This window comes from Pseudomonas sp. AE27 (assembly GCF_037113495.1).
GTDB lineage: Bacteria > Pseudomonadota > Gammaproteobacteria > Pseudomonadales > Pseudomonadaceae > Aquipseudomonas > Aquipseudomonas palmensis.
Genome location: NZ_CP146966.1, coordinates 3,705,425 through 3,729,710, shown reverse-complemented (window position 1 = coordinate 3,729,710; position 24,286 = coordinate 3,705,425). Strand labels below are relative to the sequence as shown.

The 24,286-nt window shown below is 56.2% G+C and carries 16 protein-coding genes and 2 pseudogenes; 10 read left to right on the top strand and 8 right to left on the bottom strand.

Annotated elements, in window-relative coordinates; all coding sequences use genetic code 11:
• Positions 1-63: 63 nt before the first annotated feature.
• On the top strand, positions 64-1,212 hold the full coding sequence (locus V9K84_RS17195; protein ID WP_088515314.1) for a pyridoxal phosphate-dependent aminotransferase: 1,149 nt from the start codon (positions 64-66) through the stop codon (positions 1,210-1,212).
• On the top strand, positions 1,200-1,991 hold the full coding sequence (locus V9K84_RS17190) for an amidohydrolase (protein ID WP_088515315.1): 792 nt from the start codon (positions 1,200-1,202) through the stop codon (positions 1,989-1,991). Before V9K84_RS17195 ends, V9K84_RS17190 begins: the two co-directional genes overlap by 13 nt.
• A gap of 78 nt (positions 1,992-2,069) precedes the next feature.
• Here the strand turns inward: V9K84_RS17190 and V9K84_RS17185 are convergent, their stop codons facing one another.
• Both V9K84_RS17185 and V9K84_RS17180 read right to left on the bottom strand, forming a co-directional pair.
• A complete protein-coding gene (locus V9K84_RS17185) occupies positions 2,070-4,619 on the bottom strand; it encodes a sulfite reductase flavoprotein subunit alpha (RefSeq protein ID WP_088515316.1) in 2,550 nt (849 codons plus the stop codon).
• Positions 4,620-4,725: 106 nt separating this feature from the next.
• Positions 4,726-7,017: a TonB-dependent siderophore receptor gene (locus tag V9K84_RS17180; protein ID WP_058541413.1), complete on the bottom strand. Its 2,292-nt coding sequence runs from the start codon at positions 7,015-7,017 to the stop codon at positions 4,726-4,728.
• Between the two features lie 217 nt (positions 7,018-7,234).
• Here V9K84_RS17180 and V9K84_RS17175 point away from each other — a divergent pair, with 217 nt between their 5' ends.
• The 3 genes from V9K84_RS17175 to V9K84_RS17165 all read left to right on the top strand — a co-directional run bounded on the left by V9K84_RS17175 (position 7,235) and on the right by V9K84_RS17165 (position 9,292).
• On the top strand, positions 7,235-7,915 hold the full coding sequence (locus V9K84_RS17175; RefSeq protein ID WP_043862512.1) for a Fe2+-dependent dioxygenase: 681 nt from the start codon (positions 7,235-7,237) through the stop codon (positions 7,913-7,915).
• 3 nt (positions 7,916-7,918) lie between these two features.
• The gene (locus tag V9K84_RS17170; protein WP_088515317.1) at positions 7,919-8,701 is read left to right on the top strand and encodes a tetratricopeptide repeat protein; all 783 of its coding nucleotides are present in this window, start codon (positions 7,919-7,921) and stop codon (positions 8,699-8,701) included.
• Between the two features lie 111 nt (positions 8,702-8,812).
• Complete coding sequence (locus V9K84_RS17165) at positions 8,813-9,292, top strand: hypothetical protein (protein WP_054916403.1); 480 nt, start codon at positions 8,813-8,815, stop codon at positions 9,290-9,292.
• Positions 9,293-9,358: 66 nt separating this feature from the next.
• Here the strand turns inward: V9K84_RS17165 and V9K84_RS17160 are convergent, their stop codons facing one another.
• On the bottom strand, positions 9,359-10,522 hold the full coding sequence (locus V9K84_RS17160; RefSeq protein WP_043862509.1) for a type III PLP-dependent enzyme: 1,164 nt from the start codon (positions 10,520-10,522) through the stop codon (positions 9,359-9,361).
• A gap of 620 nt (positions 10,523-11,142) precedes the next feature.
• Between V9K84_RS17160 and V9K84_RS17155 the strand changes: the two genes are divergently transcribed.
• The 3 genes and pseudogenes from V9K84_RS17155 to V9K84_RS17145 form a co-directional block, all read left to right on the top strand.
• Positions 11,143-11,631 carry a sigma-70 family RNA polymerase sigma factor gene (locus V9K84_RS17155; RefSeq protein WP_043862508.1) on the top strand — a complete coding sequence of 163 codons (489 nt, stop codon included), beginning with the start codon at positions 11,143-11,145 and terminating at the stop codon, positions 11,629-11,631.
• A gap of 17 nt (positions 11,632-11,648) precedes the next feature.
• Positions 11,649-12,623 (top strand): FecR family protein, encoded by a 975-nt coding sequence (locus tag V9K84_RS17150; protein WP_054916402.1) that lies wholly within the window; start codon positions 11,649-11,651, stop codon positions 12,621-12,623.
• A 107-nt stretch (positions 12,624-12,730) separates the two neighbouring features.
• Positions 12,731-13,405: pseudogene (locus tag V9K84_RS17145) on the top strand (secretin and TonB N-terminal domain-containing protein); the annotation flags it as partial.
• 384 nt (positions 13,406-13,789) lie between these two features.
• On the opposite strand, the gene V9K84_RS17140 reads toward V9K84_RS17145, so the two are convergent.
• Complete coding sequence (locus V9K84_RS17140) at positions 13,790-14,173, bottom strand: hypothetical protein (RefSeq protein WP_043864217.1); 384 nt, start codon at positions 14,171-14,173, stop codon at positions 13,790-13,792.
• A 946-nt stretch (positions 14,174-15,119) separates the two neighbouring features.
• A complete protein-coding gene (locus V9K84_RS17135) occupies positions 15,120-16,034 on the bottom strand; it encodes a replication initiation protein (protein WP_338791582.1) in 915 nt (304 codons plus the stop codon).
• A 374-nt stretch (positions 16,035-16,408) separates the two neighbouring features.
• Between V9K84_RS17135 and V9K84_RS17130 the strand changes: the two genes are divergently transcribed.
• The gene (locus V9K84_RS17130; RefSeq protein ID WP_338791580.1) at positions 16,409-16,954 is read left to right on the top strand and encodes a type 4 pilus major pilin; all 546 of its coding nucleotides are present in this window, start codon (positions 16,409-16,411) and stop codon (positions 16,952-16,954) included.
• 244 nt (positions 16,955-17,198) lie between these two features.
• Here the strand turns inward: V9K84_RS17130 and V9K84_RS17125 are convergent, their stop codons facing one another.
• The 3 genes from V9K84_RS17125 to V9K84_RS17115 form a co-directional block, all read right to left on the bottom strand.
• Positions 17,199-18,323 (bottom strand): DnaJ domain-containing protein, encoded by a 1,125-nt coding sequence (locus V9K84_RS17125; protein ID WP_338791577.1) that lies wholly within the window; start codon positions 18,321-18,323, stop codon positions 17,199-17,201.
• Between the two features lie 103 nt (positions 18,324-18,426).
• The gene (locus V9K84_RS17120; RefSeq protein WP_338791575.1) at positions 18,427-20,265 is read right to left on the bottom strand and encodes a hypothetical protein; all 1,839 of its coding nucleotides are present in this window, start codon (positions 20,263-20,265) and stop codon (positions 18,427-18,429) included.
• Positions 20,266-20,786: 521 nt separating this feature from the next.
• Positions 20,787-22,460: a recombinase family protein gene (locus tag V9K84_RS17115; RefSeq protein WP_017736445.1), complete on the bottom strand. Its 1,674-nt coding sequence runs from the start codon at positions 22,458-22,460 to the stop codon at positions 20,787-20,789.
• Between the two features lie 46 nt (positions 22,461-22,506).
• Between V9K84_RS17115 and V9K84_RS17110 the strand changes: the two are divergent.
• A pseudogene (locus tag V9K84_RS17110) lies at positions 22,507-24,270 on the top strand (TonB-dependent siderophore receptor); the annotation flags it as partial.
• Positions 24,271-24,286 lie beyond the last annotated feature (16 nt).

Genomic DNA, 24,286 nt, shown 5'->3' with positions numbered 1-24,286 from the left:
TCCTACAACCTGGCGGTCCAATCCGCTATGCTCGGAGCCTGACCGCGCAGGAAAGAGGGCTCCATGATCAGCAGCAAGTTGCCGAACGTCGGCACCACCATCTTTACCACCATGTCCCAGCTCGCCGTGCAAACCGGCGCCCTGAATCTGTCCCAGGGCTTTCCCGATTTCAACGGCCCGCAAGCGCTGCTGGACGCGGTAGGGCGGCACATCGGTGCCGGCCACAACCAGTATTCCCCCATGACCGGCCTGCCGGCCCTGCGTCAGCAGGTAGCGGCCAAGGTCGCTCGCCAGTATGGCGTGACGGTCGATGCCGACCACGAGGTGACCATCACACCCGGCGCCACGGCCGCGATCTTCTGCGCCATCCACGCGGTGATCCGCCCCGGCGACGAAGTCATCGTCTTCGACCCCTGCTACGACAGCTACGAACCCGCCGTGGAACTGGCCGGTGGCCGTTGCGTGCACGTGCAACTGGGCGCCGACAGCTTTGCCATCGACTGGCAGAAACTCAGCGATGCGCTGAGCCCGCGTACCCGCATGATCGTCATCAACTCGCCGCACAACCCCAGCGGCGCGCTGATTACCCGTGCCGAGCTGGACCAGCTGGCGGCGCTGATCGCCGACCGTGACATCTATGTGCTCAGCGACGAGGTGTACGAGCACCTGGTGTACGACGGCGCGCGCCACGCCAGCGTGCTGGCCCACGAGGCCCTGTACGCGCGGGCCTTCGTGGTCAGTTCGTTCGGCAAGACCTACCACGTGACCGGCTGGAAGACCGGCTATGTGATCGCGCCGCCAGCCCTGAGTGCCGAGTTGCGCAAGGTGCATCAGTACGTCAACTTCTGCGGCGTGACGCCGCTGCAGTGGGCGCTGGCCGATTTCATGGCCGAGCACCCGGAACATGTCGAAGAGCTGCCGGCGTTCTACCAGGCCAAGCGCGACCTGTTCTGTGGCCTGCTGCAAGGCTCTCGCTTCCAGTTCAAGCCGGTGGCCGGTACGTATTTCCAGCTGGTGGACTATTCGGCGATTCGCCCGGACCTCGACGACGTGCAGATGTCGGTATGGCTGACCCGCGAACACGGCGTGGCGACCATTCCGGTGTCGGTGTTCTACCAGCAACCCCTTCCCGAGCAGCGCCTGGTGCGCCTGTGTTTCGCCAAACGCGAGGAGACGCTGCGTCAGGCAGCGGAAAAACTATGCGCGATCTGAGTACATTGCCCAACCTGACCGTGGCGCTGGTGCAGACCAGCCTGGCCTGGCAGGACCGCATGGCCAACTACGAGCATTTCGAGGTGCTGCTGGAGCAGGCCCGCAGCGCGGACCTGATCATCCTGCCGGAGATGTTCACCACCGGTTTTTCGATGGACTCCGAAAGCCTGGCCGAGCCGGAAAACGGCCCCACCTACAAATGGCTCAAGAGCCAGGCCAGGAAGCTCGATGCCGTGGTGACCGGCAGCGTGATCATCCAGGCCGAGGACGGCAGCCACCGCAACCGCCTGCTGTGGGCGCGCCCGGACGGCGAGATCCTGTTCTACGACAAGCGCCACCTGTTCCGCATGGCCGGCGAGCACAAGCACTACACCCCCGGCGAGCGCCAGGTGCAGTTCGAGCTCAAGGGGTGGCGGGTGCGCCCGCTGATCTGCTACGACCTGCGCTTCCCGGTGTGGAGCCGTGATGCACAGGACACCGACCTGCTGCTGTACACCGCCAACTGGCCGGCGGCGCGGCGACTGCACTGGAACCGCCTGCTGCCGGCACGGGGCATCGAGAACCTGTGCTACGTGGCGGCGGTGAACCGCGTGGGCACCGATGGCAAGGGCTTTGGTTACAGCGGCGACAGCCAGGTGCTGGACTTCCAGGGCGAGAGCCTGCTCAGTGCCGGCGAGGCCGATGGCGTGTTCACCGTGGTGCTGAGTGCGGCGGACCTTGCTGCATACCGCACGCGGTTTCCGGCCAACCTGGATGCCGATACCTTCGACCTGCACTGACCCCTTCGCCGGCAAGGCCGGCGCCTACGGGCATCCACCAGCCCCGTAGGCGCCGGCCTTGCCGGCAAAGAGTGACGCTCAATACACATCCCGCCGGTACCGCCCCAGCTCGATCAACTGCTCAAGCTCTTCAGCCCCCAGCACCTCGGCCAGCACCGCATCCACACCCGCCGCCATGCCTTCAAGGCTGCCACAGATATAGATCGACGCTCCCTCCGCCAGCCATCGGCGCAGCTCATCAGCCTGTTCGCGCAGCCGATCCTGCACATACACCTTCTGCGCCTGGTCCCGCGAGAACGCCAGGTCCAGCCGCGCCAGTTCACCACTTGCCAGCCAGCCCTGCAGTTCTTCCTCGCACAGGAAGTCATGCGCCCGGTTACGCTCGCCAAACAGCAGCCAGTTGCGTTGCTCGCCGTCCACGATTCGCGCCCTCAGCAGGCTGCGCAACCCGGCCAGCCCGGTACCGTTGCCGATCAGGATCATCGGTACCGGAGCCGTCGGCAGATGGAAACCGCTGTTGCGGCGCAACCGCACGCTCACGCTCGCGCCCAGCGCCAGGTGTTCGGTCAACCAGCCCGAGCCCAGGCCCAGCGTGCCGTCCGGATGACGCTCCTGGCGCACGATCAGCTCCAGCACACCGTCACTGGCAATCGAGGCGATGGAGTATTCGCGCGCTGCCACCGGGATCAACGCATCCACCAGCGCCTGCGCGTGCAGGCCGATCAGGTGGCCGCGGCTGGCCGGCAACAGCCGCCCGCCCAGTGCATGGTCCAGGCGCTCCTCCAGGCCGTCCACCCGCACAGGCGTGTGAGGCTCAAGGCCAAGCCCGTCGAGCAACGCCTTGACCGTCGAACCGGCATTGCGCGGCAGTACATCGACCAGGTCCCCGGCATCCCAGCGCTCTGGCTGCGACGGTTGCAGACCGAGCAAGTACACCGGTGCGCCCTGGCTGCCGGGGTTGAGCAGCTCGCGTCGGGTCAAGGTCCAGGCGCTGAACTGCGGCGGCTGCCAGGCAGACAGCGGCGCTGCGCCGGTCAATGCCGCCAATTGCTGCTGCCATTGCTGCAAGGCAGCAGGATCTGCACTGTCGACTTCCACGGCAGAGAAACTGGCGGTGGCACCGCGAGCCTCCAGCCAGTGCTGCAAGCTGCGCGCAAACCCGCAGAAATGCGGGTACTGGCGGTCTCCCAGTGCGAGCAGGGCGTAGTTCAGGTTACCCAGCGTCCACGGCTGGCCAAGCACCTTGCGCTCGAAGCCGCGGGCGCTGTCCGGCGCCTCGCCGTCGCCAAAGGTGCTGACCACGAACAGCGCGCGTTGCGCCTGCTGCAGATCGGTTTCGGTCAGCGTCGCCAGGGGCTGCACGCGCACCGCCAGGCCCGCCGCCTGCAGTTGCCCGGCGCTCTGCCAGGCCAGTTGTTCGGCGAAGCCGCTCTGGCTGGCAAACCCCACCAGCCATCCGTTGCCTGTGTCGCCGGCTGGGTTCAGGCCCTTGCGCGCCTCGCGTACCTGGCGCTTCTTGCGCCTGCGGTCCAGGTACAGCAGCCAGCCGGTGATGAAGAACAGCGGCATGCTCAGGCTGGCGAGGGTCACCAGGATGCGCCCGGTGAGCCCGAAGTAGCTGCCCACATGCAGGGCATACACGCTGGCCAGCAGCTGCGCCTTGAACGACTTGTCGGTGTAGCGATCGTGCTGGCGTACCACGCCGGTGGCCGGGTCCAGGATCAGGGTGTTGAGTGCGCGCTCGTGCTCGGCGTTGTCGAGCAGGTAGAACAGGGTGGCGGGCTGGCCGCCGGCCGGTGGCAGGCGCAGGTTATAGGTGCGCAGGCCCGGGCCGGCCGCTGCCTGCAGGCTGGTCCAGATGGCGTCGTAGTCCACCACCAGCGGCGCCGCATCCTTGCCGGGTGCGGGCGGGCGGCCACGGCCTTCGCCGCGCTTGCGCTGTTCGCCAGCGGCCGGTGCATCGCCCAGCAACCGGTTCAGCCCCTCGCGGTACCACTCGTAGGACCAGAACAACCCGGTCAGGGCAAACAGCAGGTAGAACAGCAGGCACCAGGTACCGGCCACCGCGTGCAGGTCCCAGTTGAAGGCACGACCTTTCTTCGCCCAGTCCAGGGTCAGCCAGGTTCGCCAGTTCAGCGCCTGACGCGGCCAGCGCAGGTACAGCCCCGACAGGCAGAAGAAGATCAGCATCAGGGTACAGGCGCCGGTGATCTGCCGGCCGGTGTCGCCCATGGCGAGGAAGCGGTGCAACTGCAGCATCAGATCGAAGAATCCCTGGCCACTGACCGGGGGCTGCAGCTTGCCGGTGTAGGGGTCGGCATAGCGCAGGGTGCCGCGGCGCTCGCCCGGCGGTGGGGTGAAGAAGATGCGCGCAGCTTCGTCGCTGCGCACGTTCACCCACAGCATCGACACCTTGTCGCCCTGTTCGGCCTCGACGCGGCGCACCAGTTCGGCCGGCGGCAGCACGCCTTCGTCGCGCACCTGCACCTTCAGCACCTGTGGGTTGAACAGGCGCAGCAATTCGTCCTGGAACGACCAGGTTGCCCCGGTCACTCCCATCAGCGCCAGCACCAGCCCGGCGGTGATGCCGAAGAACCAGTGCAGTTGAAACAGGCTTTTCTTCACCACATCGACCACCTTGTGTTGCGGGTTGCGTGAATGCGCCGCGCATTATGCCTTGATACACAAAGGCCCCGATCACCGAAGTGAACGGGGCCGGGCCTGCCAGCTGCCGTCAGAAGTGGAAGCTGGTGGTCAGCAGCGCCGTGCGACCGGCCGCCTGGTTGGCGTAGTGCGCCGCGTAGGCCTTGTCGTAGTAGACCTCGTTGGTGAGGTTCTGCACGTTCAGCTGCAGGTCGACATTCTTGGTCAGCTTGTAGCTGGCCATGGCGTCGTAGCGCCAGTACGAATCGACCATCACGCTGTTGGTCACGTTGCCGAACACGTCGTCGACGTAGAAGGCACCACCGCCGAGGGTGAGTTTTGGCGTGACGTTGTAGGTGGTCCACAGGGTCAGGCTGTTGTTCGGCGTGTTGGGCATCTGGTTGCCGTCGTTGTAGCCGTCCACCAGCACACCGCCGACCGACTGCGCGCCACCGTCGACCAGCTTGGCGTCCATGTAGGTGTAGCCGGCGAATACCTGCCAGTCATTGGTCAGCTTGCCGGTGGCGGTCAGCTCCAGGCCATCGACGCGGCTCTTGCCGGCGTTCTGGTAGGTGTTGGCATCGACCAGTACGCGGGCGTTTTCCTTCTCGGTGCGGAAGATCGCGGCGGTCAGGTTCAGACGCTGATCGAGCAGGTCCCACTTGGTGCCGATTTCGTAGTTGGTGGTCTCTTCGGCCTTCAGGTCGCTGGTGGTGGTCGGCGTCAGCAGCGGGTTGCCGTCGCTGCCTTCACCCAGCGAAGCGCCGGCCGGGGTGGCCGAGGTCGCATACGAGATGTACACGCTGCCGTTGTCGGTCGGCTTCCAGGTCAGGCCCAACTGGCCGGTCACGAACTCGCTGGTGTCTTCGGTCTTGAAGCTGGTCGCACCACCCGCCACCTTGGTCTTGGCCTTGGTGTCGAAGTGGTCGTAGCGCAGGCCCATGGTCAGCAGCCAGGCCGGGTTCAGCTCCAGGGTATCGGTCAGGTAGATGGCGCGGGTGCTGCTGGTGGTGTCGGCGCCGGCATCGGTACGGGTCACGTCGCCGCCCCAGGCCTCGTTCGGGTTGGGATTGGGGAACGAGGTGCACACACCCGGGATCTGGCCGGTGGCCGAAGAGCAGTTGCCGGAACGGAAGCCGGTGATGTCGTAGCCTTCCTTGGTGGAGGCCTCGCGGCTCAGCTCGATACCGGTGGAGAAGGTGTTCTTGAACCCGCCGATGTACACCTCGCCGAACAGGTCGGTCTGGTTGGTGGTGGTGCGGGTGTTGGCCACGCGGTTGTTCGGGCGGCGCCAGACTTCACCGTTGAGGATGTTGCCCTTGCTGTCGTCGGGCTGGCTGTAGATGAAGTCTTGCAGGGTGTTGCCGTGGCGCAGGGTGTTCTTGAGGGTCAGCGCATCGTTCAGGTCGTGCTCGACGGCGATGGTCGCGATATCGGCACGGGTCTTGTAGAAGTCGCGATCGACCAGGCCGTAGTAGTTGCTGCTGCGGCCGCCATCGTCAGGCTTGTCCGGGTTGGCCGAGGTGCGCCCGGCGGTGCTGCCCGAGCGCAGGCCGTAGGGGATGCCCGAATCCGGCAGGTCGTCGCTCTCCACGTGGTAGTAGTCCAGGCTCACGCGGGTCGGGGTACCCAGGCCGAATACCAGGGACGGGGCCACGCCCCAGCGGTCGTAGTTAACCTCGTCGCGACCGGCCACGTTGCTTTCGTGGCTCATCAGGTTCAGGCGAAACGCTGCGGTGTCGAGGAACTGGTAGTTGCCATCGAAGGTGTAGCGCTTGGTCTGGTCCGAGCCCCAGGTGAAGGCACCGTCGGTGCTGTTGCCCAGGTGGGCCTTCTTGGTCACCAGGTTGATGGTGCCACCGGCTGCACCGCGCCCGCCGATGGTCGAGTTGGGGCCCTTGGCCACTTCAACCGATTCGATGGCGAAGATCTCGCGGGTCTGCGAGCCCACGTCACGCACGCCGTCCAGGTACATCGAGCCTTGCGAGTCGAAGCCGCGAATGAACGGGCGATCGCCCGACGGGTTGCCGCCTTCGCCGGCGCCCATGGTGATGCCAGGCACGGTACGCAGGGCATCCTGCAGGGTCAGGGCGTTGGTGTCCTTGATGACCTGTTGCGGCACCACGGTCACGCTGCGCGGGATGTCCACCAGCGGCGCCGTGTACTTCTGCGATGAGGACTTCTCGACCTTGTAGTCGGTGCTGGCGGTATCGGCCTGGCCATTGATGCTGGTGGCATCCAGCGCGATCGAGCCGCTTGTGGCCGGGGCTGCGTCGGCCGCATAGGCCAGGTGGCCGGCGGACGTGGCGCTCAACGCGACCCCGATGGCAGAAGCAAGCAGGCGTGGTGAACTGACAGCGGTAGGCACGTAATGGCGCGACATCGGAAGGTCCCCAAGGTGTGAAGGCGCCGAAATATAATGTAAACAAATATGAGTAACAATTGAGATCAATTGCTATTCGTACTGAATTTACATTCTTTACACCTTTGTGTGGCGGTTTATGCCTGCTGAAACGTCCCGCCCCTCGCAAGGGGCTTGTACTGGTTCAATAAGAATCAATACCATTGACTCCCTTTAGCCGACCCCTGGTGCCTGCGCCATGCTTTTACACATTCCCGGCCTGTTCACCCGCGAAGAAGTGCAGCGTATTCGCCAGGCGCTGGAGCAGGCCGATTGGGCCGACGGCAAGATCACCGCGGGCTACCAGTCGGCCAAGGCCAAGCACAACCTGCAGCTGCCCGAGGCGCATCCGCTGGCCAAGGAAATCGGCAGCGCGATGATCGAGCGCCTGTGGAGCAACCCGCGGTTCATGTCGGCGGCGCTGCCGTTCAAGGTGTTCCCACCTTTGGTCAACTGCTACCGCGAAGGGGGCAGCTTCGGCTTTCACATCGACAACGCCATCCGCCAGCCGCGTGGCAGCCATGAGCGGGTACGTACCGACCTGTCGTCGACACTGTTCTTCAGCGACCCCGACGAATACGACGGTGGCGAGCTGGAGATCCAGGACACCTATGGCCTGCAGCAGGTCAAGCTGGCGGCAGGCGACATGGTGCTGTACCCCGGCACCAGCCTGCACAAGGTCAACCCGGTAACCCGCGGGGCGCGCTATGCGGCGTTTTTCTGGACCCAGAGCATGGTGCGCGAGGACAGCCAGCGGGCCTTGCTGTTCGAGATGGACAACGCCATCCAGCAGCTCACGGTGGATGTGCCCGACCACCCGTCGCTGATTCAGCTCACCGGCACCTACCACAACCTGCTGCGCCGCTGGGCAGAGGTCTGAGCCGTGACCTTCAACCTGCGTCGCGAAGAACAGGTCGATATCGACCAGTTGCATCAACTCATCGAACACAGTCCGGGCAAAGCGGCCCAGGCCCTTCTGGCGGCTGCCGCGCAGAACGTTGTCGAGGCCCAGCTGCTGCTGGGGCAGATCCTGCTCGACGGGCGTGGCATCGAGCAGGACCCGGCACTGGCGCGGACCTGGTTCGGCATTGCCGCCCGCCAGGGCAGTGCGATGGGGCACAACATGCTCGGGCGCTGCCTGGAGCATGGGTGGGGAGGGCAGGCCGACCTGGCGGCGGCGGCCGGTCACTACCGTGCGGCCGCTGCCGCAGGGCTGGACTGGGGGCAGTACAACCTGGCCAACCTGCTGGCCACGGGGCGGGGTGTGGGCCAGGACCATGCTGCGGCCCTGCACCTGTATCAGCAGGCCGCCCACGCCGGCCACGCCAAGTCGATGAACCTGCTGGGACGTTACCTGGAGCAGGGGCTGGCCTGCGCGGCCGACCGGCACGCCGCCATGCACTGGTATCGTCTTTCTGCCGAGGCCGGCGATTTTCGCGGGCAGTTCAGCCATGCGGCGATCCTCGCCGAGCAAGGCCACATGGAGCAGTCGCTGGTGTGGCTGCAAAAGGCCCTGGAGCAGGGTAACGGCAACTTCCTGCGTGCTGCAGTGGCCAGCCTGGAGCAGGCCGAGCAGCCGCAGATCCAGGCGATGGCGGGGGCCTATCGGCAGCGTCTGGAGCAGGTGTCGCGGCAGGCCACGGAAAGCCTTCACTCTCGGGTTTAGCCTGCCGCCTTTCTATGCTCGATCACTCCCATGCTTCTCAAGGAAGATCGACCATGAACAGCAACCACCGTCTTGCCAGTCACCCGGGCCTTGCCTGCGCAGGGGGTCGCCATGAGTGACACCTGGAATTTCTCATTCATCGCCAGCCTCTACTCGGTGACGCCGGGCCACAAGGGCCGTATCGGTATCAGCCTGGTCGAAGGCGGCATCGACAACGATGGCTGGTTGCAGGTGATGACCGACACCCGGCTCATCAAGCCGGTCAATTTTCGTTTCGACTACGTCTCCCACACCGACCGGCGCATTACCTACAACATCTCCAGCTCTTCGGATACCGGGTTCTATCGGGGTGCGGCAGTGGGCAAGAACTTCAATCACTATGTGGGCCTGTTCCCGGGGGGTACCAGCGAGCCCTGGCTGGTCAAGCCCATGGGGGAGTGGGGCGACCATGACGTGCTGCGACTGAAGCTCTATGACACCTACGAGTGCAGCATCGGCAACTACCGTCACTCCGACGGCATGGATTACCTGAATGTGATCAGCGGGGAGAACCTCGAGTTCGAGGCACATGTACTGCGTGTGCTGAGCTGACCGCGTGGGCCCATGAAAAAAGGCGACGGTTGCAACCGTCGCCTTTCGTGTGCAACTGACCCGTGGTTACAGGTAGTACGCCTTCAGCGGCGGAAAGCCGTTGAACTCCACCGCGCTGTAGCTGGTGGTGTAGGCGCCGGTCGACAGCCAGTACAGGCGGTCACCGATGGCCAGGTTCAGCGGCAGGCCGTACTTGTAGTGTTCGTACATGATGTCGGCGCTGTCGCAGGTCGGGCCGGCGATCACCACCTCTTCCATCTCGCCTTTCTTCTCGGTCCAGATCGGGAACTTGATCGACTCGTCCATGGTTTCGATCAGGCCGGAGAACTTGCCCACGTCGGTGTATACCCAGCGCTCCACGGCGGTACGCGACTTGCGCGCCACCAGCACCACTTCGCTGACCAGGATGCCGGCGTTGGCGATCAGCGAGCGGCCAGGCTCCAGGATGATTTCCGGCAGGTCGTCGCCGAAGTCTTCCTTGAGAAAGCGAATGATCTCTTCGGCGTAGGTTTCCAGGCTGTTGGTACGGGTGATGTAGTTGGCCGGAAAGCCGCCACCCATGTTGATCAGCTTGAGCACGATGCCGTCTTCTTCCTTCAGGCGCTCGAAGATCACCTTGACCTTGGCGATGGCCGCATCCCACACGCTGATGTCGCGCTGCTGCGAACCCACGTGGAAGGAGATGCCGTAAGGCACCAGGCCCAGGTCGCGGGCCAGGATCAGCAGGTCCATGGCCATGTCGGTCTGGCAGCCGAACTTGCGCGACAGCGGCCAGTCGGCGGTGGTGGAGCCTTCGGTGAGGATGCGTACATACACTTTCGAGCCCGGTGCGGCCTTGGCGATATTGCGCAGGTCGGCTTCGGAGTCGGTGGCGTACAGGCGCACGCCCTTCTCGTAGAAGTAGCGGATGTCCTTGGATTTCTTGATGGTGTTGCCGTAGCTGATGCGCTCCGGGCCGATGCCGCGGGCCATCACCTTGTCCAGCTCGTAGATCGAGGCGATGTCGAAGTTCGAGCCCTTGTCCTTGAGCAGGTCGATGATTTCGACCGCAGGGTTGGCCTTGACCGCGTAGTACACCTTGGCGAATTCGAAACCGGCGCGCAGGTCGTCATAGGCCTTGCTGATCATGGCCGTGTCGATGAGCACGAACGGGGTTTCTTGCTTGTCGGCGAACGCCTTCATTTTGTTGAAGGTATCGCGTGCGAAGTAGTCTTCGACCTGGATCGACATGCTGGGGGACTCCATGGGCAAACTGAATGAATAAGTGGCTGCAACTGAGCGCCCTCCGTATCCCCACTTTGGTTCGCCTACTTCCCAAGGCATGTCGCCGAAAGCAAAAAGGTCAACCGGGTCGCAGAAGCTGCGCAGCGGGTGACCTTGCTGTCTCGTCGTCAGTACTTGAGCCGGATGGATCGTTTCCAGCATGGACGCTCGGCGCGAACTTTAGGACCTGAAGGATTCAAGATCAACAAAAAATCTCGCGTTTTTTCGCTACGCTGACGCACGTTGCAGACACCCCTCGTTTTAACCGACCCGGATGACAGGCAGATGTTCCCGAAGTTTTGCGAAGCGTTAAAAATACCCGCACGTTCGCAGCTTTTGCAGGCCAACTCAGCTAAAACAACGATGGCGTCAACTTCGGCGACGATGGCCCCAAAAGGTTGGGCAAGCGCACGCAAACAGCTTGAACGGGCAGGGCACGGGCACCGTTCACAGCGGGGCGTGTGTGCATATTTTTAGCCGCTCGCATGGGCGCTGTTGCAGGGCAATCGCCCGGCGGTGATTGCCGGGTTTAATAAGAAACATTACTATTCGCAACCTCCCTCCCGCCTAGCGACGACCCCCGCACCGTGTCTCGACACAAAGGCTTCCTCGACCACTACCATGAGCTGATCGGCACCTGGACACGCAAGCTGCGCAGTCGTCAGCAGGCCGAGGACCTCGCGCACGATGCCTTTGTGCGGGTGCTGGAAAACCCCGCCCTGCCAGTCGAGCAGCCGCGCGCCTATCTGCACCAGACGGCACGCAACATTGCCGTGGACGGCTACCGGCGCGAAGACCGGCGCCAGGCCCTGGAGCAGGAAGGGCTGGACCTGTCGCCCACCCCGGGCGATGACCCCGAGGCCTATGTGCATGCACTGGAGCTGGCCGACAGCGTGGAACGCGCCCTGGCCGAGCTGCCGCTCAACTGCCGCAAGGTGTTCATCTGGCAGAAGCTCGAAGGCCTGACCCAGGCCGAGATCGCCGAGCGCATGGGCTTGACCAAGAACATGGTCGAAAAGTATATGATCCGCACGCTCCGGCATCTGCGTGAGCACCTGGATGTGTCAACGAGATGAGTCAGGCAAATGTTTTCATGAATCAGGGCACATGCCCCTGCGGCGATGACGCCGTGCGCGACCAGGCCGCCGAATGGTTCGCCCGTGGCCGCGATGCGCCCCTGACGCCCCAGCAGCAGGCGCAACTGCATGCCTGGCTGGCGCAGCACCCCCAGCATAAATATGAGTACGACCTGCTCGGGCGCCTGTGGGGCGCGGCCGACCTGCTGCCGCGCGAGCGCCTGCAGGCCTTGTGCGCGCCCGACCCGGTACGCCAGCTGCCGCGTCGACGCCTGTTGCGCCAGGCCCTGGCAGCCAGTGTGGTGGCGGTCGCGGCAGGGCTTGGCTGGTTCGGCTGGCAGCAGCACCAGCTCAATTACCAGGGCCAGATGCAGACCGGCCTGGGCGAGCGTCGCCAGCTCGACCTGCCCGATGGCTCGCGCCTGGAGCTCAACGGCCGCACGCGGGTGCAGGTGAGTTTCAGTGCCGGGCAGCGGGACATTCGCCTGGAGCAGGGCGAGGTGATGTTCAGCGTTGCCCATGATACGGCCCGCCCCTTCGTGGTCAGCACCGGCCATGGCAAGGTCACGGTCACCGGTACGCGCTTCGATGTGCGCCGCGACAGCGAGCAGACCCGCGTGGCGGTCGAGCAGGGTTCGGTGCGCGTGCAGGGCGACGGCCAGGGGCAGGCGCTGCTGAGCGCCGGCCTCGGCTCGCACATCGATGCCCATGGCGCGGTGGCAGCGCCCTATACGGTGGACGCCGCCGCGTTGACCGCCTGGCGCGGCGGCAAACTGGTGTTCAACGATGTGCCGCTGGGCGAGGTGGTGCGCGAGGTCTCGCGCTACCGCGAACACCCGCTGCGCGTGGCTCCCGGCAAAACGGCGGCGCTGCGCCTCAGCAGCAGCTTCAGCACCGATGACACCGACGCCCTGCTGCGCGCCTTGCCCAGCATCCTGCCGGTGGCCATCAAGGCCCATGCCGATGGCTCGCAAGAAATAATCGCAAAATAGATTCAGGTTTTTTTCCCGTTGTTCGTCTTCCTGCCCAACTGCAACTGCCAAGCATTTTCATTCGCAGGCGGTGGCCGATTTTCTGACCCTCAGGACTTCTCGACGACGTGAACAACAACAAGGTTTCCAAACGCTGGCTGCCGCTGGCACTGGCATTGGCCGTCAGCGGCGGCATCGCCAACAGCTACGCCGATTCGGCACCCACCAGCATCCAGATCCAGGCCCAGCCGCTGGCCGCGGCGCTGGGCCAGCTGGGCCGGCAGACATCGCTGCAACTGTTCTTCAGCCCCGACCTGGTGGCCGGCAAGCAGGCCCCGGCGGTGTCCGGCAACCTGGCCCCCGAGCAGGCGCTGCAGGCCCTGCTGCAGGGCAGCGGGCTGACCTACGAGATTTCCCAGGGCACCGTGGTGCTGCACGCGGCGCAGCCGGTGAGCACGGCGCCCGGCACCCTGGAGCTGGCGCCTACCGACATCAGCATGGTCGGCGACTGGCTGGGCGACGCCCAGGAAAGCGTGGTGCAGAACCACCCCGGTGCGCGCACCGTGGTACGCCGTGAAGCCATGGTCGAGCAGGGCGCGCTGAGCGTGCGCGACGTGCTGCGCGGGGTGCCGGGTGTGCAGGTGCAGGACTCCAACGGCACCGGCGGCAGCGACATCGCGCTGAATGTCGGCGTGCGCGGGCTCACCTCGCGCCTGTCGCCGCGTTCCACGGTGCTGATCGACGGCATTCCCGCCGCATTCGCCCCGTATGGCCAGCCGCAGTTGTCGATGGCGCCGATTTCGCAGGGTCTAGCTGTTTCTAATAATTGTGATCTAGGTCGCCAAGCGGGTGGAGGCTCTGCATCCGCCTGATTGGGGGCCGGATACGGAAATAGCCAACGGAGTGATAATGGAAGGGGGGGTGAGGCTGTGGGTGATAGCTAATGGTTTGGAGATATATCCTTGAACCTATGGCTGCTTAGCTCAACGAAAAGATAGGCGGTATTTTCTACTCTGTGTGAGTAGGATATATGTCCGTGAAGGTCATTATTTGGTTTAAAGATACAAGTATGTATCGTGGCAGGATACATAGTGGTTGTAAATTCCTACGGTGTAGGAATGTGTATATCCGCAAAGCGAAAAATAGCTTCACGGGTATAAGTATGTAAAGTGGGGCTTTACATGTATTTATAGTTTAATGTCCAGCTTTTCGATAATAGATTGCTTGTATTCGTCGGCTTCAATGTCTATTTTTATTTTTGCTTCTTTCCACTGTTCTTCATAAAGGTCTTGCCATCGTGCTACTAATGAATGGACAATCATATCAAGGTTTTGTTGTTTTACACTGTTCCCGCTTCTTGCAAACTCCTTGATTAGAACATCATTGGATATTGATTTGCAGCCTGAAAATGCTGCTATTAGCTTTTTAGCGAGGTTTGAGGTCATTCGGATATCATGAAGCTCATCCATTTCTACTATCTTTACGAACATGATTAAAAATTTTTGACGCTCACGTCTTTTAAATCCACCAACCATACCGCCTATTTTTCCTGCATATTCCATCCTGTTCATAATTAGAACTCCTATGTTGTTATAATACCAATACCATAGGGTTTTGATATGTCAATGCTTCAAGGTCATATCTCCAAAGCTTTAACTGTTTCGGGTTTTGCTTCCGGGATACATATTGTAGGAAATTGGCTAGTTTCGGTTTTTTAAAATTTTAACGTGACCAATACCCCATGTTTTTTTGTGAAGTAAATCTGGGGGCGATTTTTAATTTTCCGTGGTTGATTTTATGATGTGCTTTGTTGCAGAGCCCAACTAAGTAATTTAGTTATAGTCGAACCCTATTTACTCATTAACCTCCGACCTTATATTTATTTTCGTTTTGCTATTGACAAGGATTTTTGCTGTAAGTACGCAATAATTCAATGGTTGGAAAAATTAAATATCTAAAAAATCCGATAAAAAAGTTAAATTTTCATGATGGTTTTTTCAAGAAAATCATTTTTGTAAAAAGTCGATTTTTGGTTACTGCCCCAAATCGCTTTCGGGATATTTACGCTCACCAGCCGAGTGAATGGTATTCACCGTTTTCGATGAATTTGGAAAAGTGTGAATTTTTCATCAGGAAAGAAATTTGATATGTATGTATACATACATATAGGTTGGAGGATATATCTCCAAAGCATGGTAAGTGATGGGTTGAGTGGTTAACGCTGTTTGGGACTGTTTTTGATATAGGCTTTTCACACTAACCATAATGCTGCGAGGTGTAACGTAATTAGTCATTTTAGGCGTGCGGGGTGGCTTCGTGGTGTCTTTGTATCAATCGAGTATATACAGGCCGATTTTGACCATTTTCGTGCGTTCTATGGCTATCGGTGGGGCGGTGTATATATATGTGGGTGGATATGGGGAGGAGATATGGGGAGGAAAGGGGGGATGGGGTGGAAAGAAGGAACACCCGGTGGGGTGCTATTATCTGATATAGGCTTTTGCACTAATTATAATGCTAGGGTTGCTTTCTCCAATAAAATACAGTTCTACGGCTTACATTTAACTCCTTCATGACTTCCTTAATGGTTGCTCCTGCTTCAAGTAAGATAATACCTCGTTCTCTCTTGGTCTTGCCCTTCTGTTTACCCCTGAAAGCCTGTATCTCGCTTGTATGGGTTCTTGCGACATAATCGTCAAAGGTGCCCCGGTTAAAGTTTCTATGCGTCCACTTCGCCACGCTTTTGGCCGTGTGCTTTACTTCGGAAATGTCCAACGGCGTAGTAAAATTAACGTTGTAGCCGGTGGCACGGTCTAGGCAAGCGTTTAGCCATTGTTCATAGGTCGGCCAACCCTGACGAATCGCCTTGTATGCCCACGCTCTTAATTGGTCAAAAAGCATACAGTTACGACCCAAGCCATAATCCTCTATGGGCTTTTCTTTGGCCTTTTCAGGGGTTAGGTCGATGTAGTCGGCCAAGTCGTCCAACGTGTATGGATCGGCCTGCCATTGGTGGACGATCCAGTGGGAATTGATCGGGTTCTTGCAGATCAACCCGGAATAGCCTCTGTCGGCTCCCAGACGACTACGCAAGCCTGCCTCAACGGCTGCAGCGTATCGTAAAGCGGCGGTTTTGCCGTCGATTGCGGTTCGGACAGGTGTTTGTAGGAGGTAAAGCAAATGAGCGTGCCCATTGGCCGGATTTCGAGCTATTAGGTTTGGGGCTGGTGCTCCCACGTCATCCCAGTGCATCCCTGCATTAGATTTATCGAGGTCAAAAACCATCCAATATCTATGTGTAGGCCCATTGGGCTGAACTAGTCTTGCAAGTTTAGCTTTTTCTTTTTTGTTGATTTTTAAGCCGCTGATTAAATCATCGGTGTGATAAGGTCTCTTTGGTAAGTAGTCCTCAAATAGTTTTACGCATCCCATTGTTATCCTCTTCTAATAGTTATTTAGAAAAAGAAACCTTGGGAAGAGACTTGACAATAAAATTTTTGATGATTAAATAGTTTGTGTAGATTAAATTTTTATCGCTGTATCCAGACCACCTTGCCCAAGGTGGTTTTCTTTTTCTGCTCTATTCAAAGTGCCATAGAAATAATAATTGTCAATTAGCTATTGACTTTAGTTTGTGGCGGGTTAGTTTGTAATTGTGCATCAGCTCTTTGTAATTCCAGATTCCTCTGGTTGATGCCGTCTTGTTAAAAAGGCCAGCAAATGCTGGCCTTTTTTATTCCCCGCTCTTCCATTATCGTTTTCTTACTATATATTAAAGTATAAGTAAACATAAAAAGGGAATTGCGATGTTAATAAATAGTAAAGGAAGGCGTAAAGGTTTGACGTTGATAGAGTCATTGGTGGTTGTAGGTATACTGTTGGGTATCGTTGCGGTTGCGTTAACGCTATATGGGACAGTTAAAAATAGATTGGACGTAAAGAATGAGTCCGAAAATATATCAATTATATATTCACAAATTAAAGATTTGTATAGTGATGAAGGCACTAAGGATTTAACCAATACGGTGGCGGTTCAGCTCGGCGTCATACCAAAAAAAATGAATGTAAACAGCGATGGCAAGACTGTTTATAATACATGGGGTGGGAAGGTGGATATTAAGGGCAATGGAGATAATGGGTTTATACTAACTTATCCTAAGGTGCCGTCTGGCAGTGTTTGCGTTGACTTAATACGAAACCAAAGGAAGGTCGGCTGGGATAACTATGGGGTCGGAAGCTCTGCGAACACACAATTCAGTGGCTTGAGTAATAAAGATTTGACAGTCAGTTGTGCAAGTACTAAGGATTATGTAGATGTTGTGTTTCAATCAGGAGAGGATAGTGGTTTGTAATTTTGTAAAGTACGGATAATAAAAGCCCGCAATTAAGTGGGCTTTTCTATTTTATTCTTTTGGGAATTTTCTTTTGCACATGTCGTAGGCTATTTGTGCGTGAAATTTGCTGCCTCCATTCTTTGCATTATACAAAACACAATCTTCAAAATTTCTAGGAGTGGTAAATAAGGTATAGGCGATTACCATCATGAAAATCGTTCCGGTAAGTATAACGGCATTTCTTAAGCTTGCATTTGAAAACTCAAAACGCATTTTCTGGTAACCTCTCGAAGTCCATGTTTCCGTTGAGCATTGTGTAGATTGTCAGGGATATATCGCTATATTGAATGCCTTGAGCTGTTTGGATTTGCTCAACGTCAAAAGGGTCTGACTTTGAGTTGCACCCATTCTTAATGTCTTTGTATTTAATTACATAGTTGCCCGGTTCAATTTTATTCATTTTGAATGTGCTCCCTGCTGGAATGTACGCCTCTCGGATTCCAGAAGATTTTCCATCAGTAGGGCGAGCAAGCTTAATGTAAATGTTTGAGTTGCCCTTACCATTGTCAATCGTAATAGTCGAATAACCATTGGCTCTAGTAATCGGCCCTACATAGGCAGCACGAGCGGGCCAAGCCTGTCCATTAGGGGCTTTTGTCATTTCAGGAGAGCACATGGTAGGAGCTGTTGGCTTTGTAGGAGCTTTAACAGTCGGTGCTTGAGTGCCTGTGGTGCCCGTTGGTTTGATATTAGTTTGTGTTAAAAGCTTTTTACTTTGTTCCGGTGTTAAATTATATGCTTGCTGAAATGGCGATGTTTTCGTGGTTTCACTACTTTCTGTTGTTGATTTAGAATTGTTATAATCAAAAAAGTGATCCCAGTATCCGGCAATCTTGTTTTTCATATCTGTTGGAGTAAGCGAGTACCCCCAACCTAGAAGTATCAGTAAAGGTAGTATTGTCCTTGACCATTGAAACGGTTGTTTTTTTGAACTGGCGGGTTCTACCGGCTTTTTTTCCCGCCATTTATCTGAAGAGGCCGATGCTTGTGGCTGTGGCTGTGGCTGTGGCTGTGGCTGTGGCTGTGGCTGTGGCTGTGGCTGTGGCTGTGGCTGTGGCTGTGGCTGTGGCTGTTCTTTTTTTGGATCAACTCTATGAGCAGCTTTCCATTCTTCAAATCTTATCCATTTATCATGGTTATCTCGTTTTTCTGGATCAGAGAGAACCTCATATGCTTCATTGAGATGCAGCATAATTTTAGCTGCTTGCGGATCGGGGTTACGATCAGGGTGGTATTTCTGTGTTAACGACTTGTAAGCTGCACGTATAACCTCTGGAGGGGCGTCCCGTGAAACTTTTAAGTTATCGTAATGGGTGCGGATTTTCATTGGCATATCCGTTGCGTTCAATGCTGGCATTCTACCATTGAGATGCCGTCAATCCAAGAATTGCGTTGAAGGGGATAGAGGCTATAAAGCCGCTATATTGCGGCTATTGATAGGGGTCGTAAGGGTCTTGGAATGGGCTTGGCGGTTTGAGCTTTAGCAATCTTCGCCTTCTGGCTTCTTTTGCCTGCAAGGCTTCCTCTTTGTCAAATTCAACCACTTGTTTTTTTGTGAAGGTGTCGGATGCCCAAAGTTTTACTTTTTCTGTCAATCCAAGCTCCACTTTAACATGGTCTAATCCTTGCTTTTTTAGTTGTTCTCCGACATTAAATAGGTAATCCTTTCGCTTCTCGGAACCCAACCGGCTTGCCATTTTATAGGTGTTTTCTCTAAGTCTTTGGTAGTATTGCTCTGGATTTTCATGGAGCCTCTTAGCTTCAAGTATTCTATCAACGAGAATGTCAAATTTCTTGATTAATGGTTCTAACTCTACCTCGTAGACCTTAATTGCTCTTTCTAACACTGATTTTCTTTCGGTATCCTCTTCTATTTTCTTCCTTAGCTCGCGTAGTTCCTTGGTCATTTTTTCTTTGGCGGTTTTGAAGTTTACCCTAAGCTCTTCGGTTTTGTTTGTCTTCTTGGTTATGTCCTCGGACAGTATTTGCCTATCGTGGTCGAGCTTCGCATTTTCTTTCTGCTGCTCCGTGGCGTGCATCTCTAAATTTTGGATTGTATTCTGGTATGTTGAAACAGTATTTTGAAGGTTGCTTATCGTGGTGTTAAGTCTGACGACAGTGGTCTTTTGCTCGGTCAGCTCTTCTTTCTTCTGTGTAAGCTCCTGCTCAAGTTTTTCTACTTGTCTGGTGTAATAGTTATGGCTTCGCTCGCTCTTGGGCTTCTTGGCCTCCTGCTCAATCTTGCTTAGGAATTCTTGTTTTTCCTTGGTTTTAGGTAGGAATTTTGCTTGTAATCCATATGCAGCGGCTAATCCGTTAAAGTGTTCATAAAAGGCTGCCTGCATTACTTTTGACTTCCATGACTCGCGTTCTCGGATAAACCTATGGTTTTGCTTTTCTTCGCTACGGTTGGGAAGTTTGAAGTCTTCTAATATTGGTGGCTCAGATATTTTGTCAAGGTGAGCTTTATTTCTCGCATAGTATTGTGATGCGAATTCAAATTCTTGGGCTGAAAAATCATATTTCTCAGTTTTTGTATTTTGAAGGTCAAGGAAGGCGTGGACATGGTTTGTGGTTTCGTCCAAGTGACTGAACGAAAATAGAATGTCGTTGTTGGGGAAGTTCTTTTGATAGAACTGGTGCATGGCTTTCTGCAAAAGGTCCGTGTATCCCTTTGTGATAGCCAATTTATTGGGTTCAGGTATCACAAGGATGATTTCTTTAACCCTGTTGACCGTCCTTGATACGGCTCGATTTGGTGCGTTTTGCTCGATCTCTCGCTTTTTGGTGGTGTAGTTCTCTAAAAGGTCGATACGTTGGGATATACGGCTGATTTTGTGCTGATTGAGTAGGGCGGCGTAGTCTTGGGCTACTAACGGCCTTTCTCCTTCCATTACCGATGTGACGTATTCTTTTATCTCAGTCGGTTCGGCTGCGTTGATGAATTTGACCAGCTTCGATTTTAGTTTTCGGAGCTTTTCTTTTTCTGCTGCTATCTCGTCAGTTGCTTCTGTTGCTTTGAGTTTGGTTTGTAGTTGGTCGTTGAAGTTGGCCAGCAATTGCTCTGCCAATGCCCTAGTTAATACCTGTTCAACGCCACCTACAATGGCGATATTTGGGTGGTCTGGATTGGGGTTGAATTCAAAGTCGTCATACTCGTTTTGGTCCAGTCTAAGCGAGTGTTTCAGCGAACTGTCCAGCCCCTTGAGGTTGGAATAGTTCCTGTCTCTTTTGGTCAGTGTGATTGTCTGCAAATTGGTGTCATTCATTTTATCCTCAGTGGTGGGTTTGTTTTTGCTCTTGGCTTTTGCTTCTGTCCTGCCGACTAGGCACCTGCGTTAACCGTCACATCTTTTGCGTAGCAAAAGTGGGATGGTTAACATAGCAGGTATGTTTCTAAGGGCTTCTTTGAAAACTTGAACCATATGCATATATTGAACCACATAAAAAATGTATATCAAGCATGATGGTGTGGGTGGTTTTGTATAGTGGTGTTGGTTGGGTATGTGCGTGCGGTGTAGTAATCTTTATTATAGTTATCTAGTGTATATGATATCTATATATAGATAACTAAAGACGTGTGTGGGTGCGTGCGTATACATGAGGCGTGTGCGGGGGAGTGCATTATGCGAGAGATTTTTTTAAAAAAGTTTTTTTGAAGAAAGTCAAAAGCTATTCTGGTGATTAAGAGCGTGGTGCCTTTTGTTTTTGCTCTGGTTTTTAACGTGTAACGCCTTGGATTGTTAATGTGTAACCCCTCCAATTTTCGGTTTATTAGAGGGGCTTAATTTTATTTTATGATGTGGGAAAGGTCTGGTATTCCAAATGGCGTTAGTGGAGCTTTTTGTTTGAAAAATTGATGGGTATAAAGATTAAAGTCTTTTTCACCTTTTATACGAATGTCCATGCCGACGAGGTTTGTTTCTTTGTCAATTTTAACGTCGAAGGTGATTCCTCTGGTGATGAAAAATGTGTTGAGTTTCAATCGGCCTTCTTCTGTTTCGTATAGGGCTATTATGTCTTCGTAGGTGGTGATTTCGAGCGTTTCCGCTTCGATTGCTAACGTGCCTTCAAGTTTTTGGATCTCGCTTTCTAACACGGTGATCCGTGCTTCGCTATCGGCCACACGCCTGATAAATGTATTTGGAATTATTCCGTCAAACTGAGCTAGCGAAGCCTCTAACATCTCCAATGTGGATTTTTCGGTTGTTAGCTTGGCTTTCTTGGCTCGTATTTCTTCTTTTGGTGCCGAAGTATCACGAACGGAAAAGAAACGGCTGAATGCGTCGTTTACGGTGTCCATTTGCTTGTATTGGTCTTGGCTGAACCAAGTGAAGTCTTTTCGCTTCTTGTCTGTCCGCTCGTCAATGTAACGATTTTCCGATAATTGCCTAACGAAAGCGAGGAATGTGCCGAAAACAAGCTCAAATCTAATTCTGTTACTACATTCGCATACTCGTTCGGCTCTGTTAGAGCAAACAAGGTAGGCGTAGCGTTTTTTCTCGGTTCCTAATATTTGTAAGTTGAAAATCATCCCGCATTTATGTTCTTCGCATTGGATGCAGTGCCGGAAAATATTGTAATGGTGGGGTGTTCTACGTCCGTAATTTCGCCCATTTAATCGGGTTTTCATCGCAGCAACGGCTGCACTGAATTCTATTTCATCAATGATTTTTGGAAAATAATTGGGAACATAACGATCAAACGCTTTGGTGCCGTTCTCGTTGCGTCGTTGCAAACGTAGCACGCCAATTGGGCTTTTGCTGTTTATAAGTTGAAGGACTGCTGTTCTAGTCCAACGGCGTTTTGAATGTTTATTTACTTGCTTAACGCTCTCCAATACTCCAACGTGTTTGAGTAGGTCGAAAATCTGGCGAATTTCTTGGGCTTCATCTTCAACGATGATAAAAGATTGACTTTGTTCATCAAAGCGAAAGCCGTAGGGGCATCGTTTACCTATAACGTTGGTTTCTGCAGTGTCTCGCTTCTTTACCCACACGGATTTCAGGCGTTTGCTCTTGGTGTCGCTTTCTTCGTGTGCCCGTTTTGCGATTACACCTACTAGGATCAAGGTTTCGAGGTCGCGGCTTGGATCGTCGTAGGAATATGTCTTGTTGTCGAAAACGGTGTGTAGTCGCACGCCTTTTTTGAGAATTGATTGGATTAGATCAACGGAGTCGGTGAGTTTCTGGCGGGTTAGTCGGTCGATTGATTCGACAATGATGTAGTCGCCATGCTCAATTTCTCCACTCTCTATCCTGTCCAACAACCCTTTTAACTGGCCGATCCGGGCGTTTGCACCACGGAATGCACTGATCCCCTTGTCGATAACGGTTTCGACCACGGGGACGCCTGTGACCTCTGTAAATGCTTGGAGTGGGGTGGTTTGACGGTCGTGGCTGTCTCGGCCTTCTTCGCCTTGCGAGGCGGTTGACCATCTGACGTATGCGTATGCCTTGGGCATTGAATCGGCTCCGGGTAGGTTCTATCTCATTTTATTAGAAAATAGCTTACCGTGGTCCTCGGGCAACCTGGACAGCATCGACGTGGTGCGCGGCGCAGGCTCGGTGCGCTATGGGCCGCAGAACGTCGGCGGGGTGATCAACTTCGTCACCCGAGCCATCCCCGAGAAGGCCACCGGCGAGCTGGGCACCACGATCCAGACCTCGCGTCATGGCGGCTGGAAGCACATCGAGTCGGCCTTCCTTGGCGGCACCGCCGACAATGGCCTGGGTGCGGCGTTGCTGTACTCCGGGGTCAAGGGCAATGGCTACCGCAGCAGCAACAACAGCAACGACATCGACGACGTGCTGTTCAAGACCCACTGGGCGCTGACCGACCGTGACGAGCTGTCGCTGAACTTCCATTACTACGATGGCAAGGCCGACATGCCCGGCGGCCTGACCCAGGCCCAGTTCGACAAGAACCCCTACCAGTCCGACCGCGACCACGACAACTTCACCGGTCGGCGCAAGGATGTCTCGCTCAAGTACCTGCGCCAGATCGACGACGTGACCCAGTTCGAGGTGCAGACCTACTACACCGACAGCTTCCGTGGCAGCAGCATTGCCGCGCGCGACCAGCAGACGCTGTCGTCGTACCCGCGCAGCTACCACACCTTTGCCGTCGAGCCGCGCCTGTCGCGGGTGTTCGTCACCGGCCCGGCCACCCAGGAGGTCAGCGTCGGTTATCGCTACCTCAAGGAAGCCATGCACGAGCAGGCCACGCGCCTGGCGCTGATCGACAACGTGCCCACCGTGACCCCGGAATCCGACGGCCACGTGTACCAGGACCGTACCGGCGGCACCGAGGCCAGCGCCTACTACATCGACAACAAGATCGACGTGGGCAACTGGACCATCACCCCGGGCGTGCGTTTCGAGCACATCAACACCGACTGGAACGATCGCCCGGTCATGGGCCTGGGCAACAAGCCGGTGGTGGCCAAGAGCCGCAGCGTGACCAGCAACGAACCGCTGCCGGCATTGAGCGTGATGTATCACCTGTCCGATGCGTGGAAGCTGTTCGCCAACTACGAGACCTCGTTCGGCAGCCTGCAGTATTTCCAGCTGGGCCAGGGCGGGCAGGGCGACCAGACCGCCAACGGCCTGCAGGCCGAGAAGGCCAAGACCTACGAGATCGGCACGCGCTATGACAACGGCAACTGGGGCGGCGAGCTGACCGCGTTCTACATCGACTTCGATGACGAGCTGCAGTACATCAGCAACGACGTGGGCTGGACCAACCTGGGCGCGACCAAGCACCAGGGCATCGAGGCCTCGATGCACTACGACCTGGCAGGGCTGGACCCGCGTCTGCAGGGCTTGAGTGCGAACGCCGGCTTCACCTACACCCGCGCCACCTATGAAGGGGCGATCCCGGGCTTCGAAGGGCGCGACCTGCCGTTCTACTCACGCCAGATCGCCAATGCCGGGCTGCGTTACCAGGTGGACCGCTGGACCTGGAATGTGGACGCCTATGCGCAATCCAAACAGCGTGCTCCGGGTACCGGCATGACCAGCAAAGGTGCCTTTACCGGCGACTACATCACCGAACCGACGGCTGATGGGCAGTATGGCGACATTCCGGGGTATGTGACCTGGAGTGCGCGGGGCGGGTATGACTTTGGTGCCCAGCTGTCGAACCTGAAGCTGGCGGCGGGGGTGAAGAACATCTTCGACAAGCAGTTCTTCACCCGTTCCAGCGACAACAATTCGGGGATCTACCTGGGCGAGCCGCGCACGTTCTATGTGCAGGCCAGTGTAGGGTTCTGACAACGCCTTCGCTACG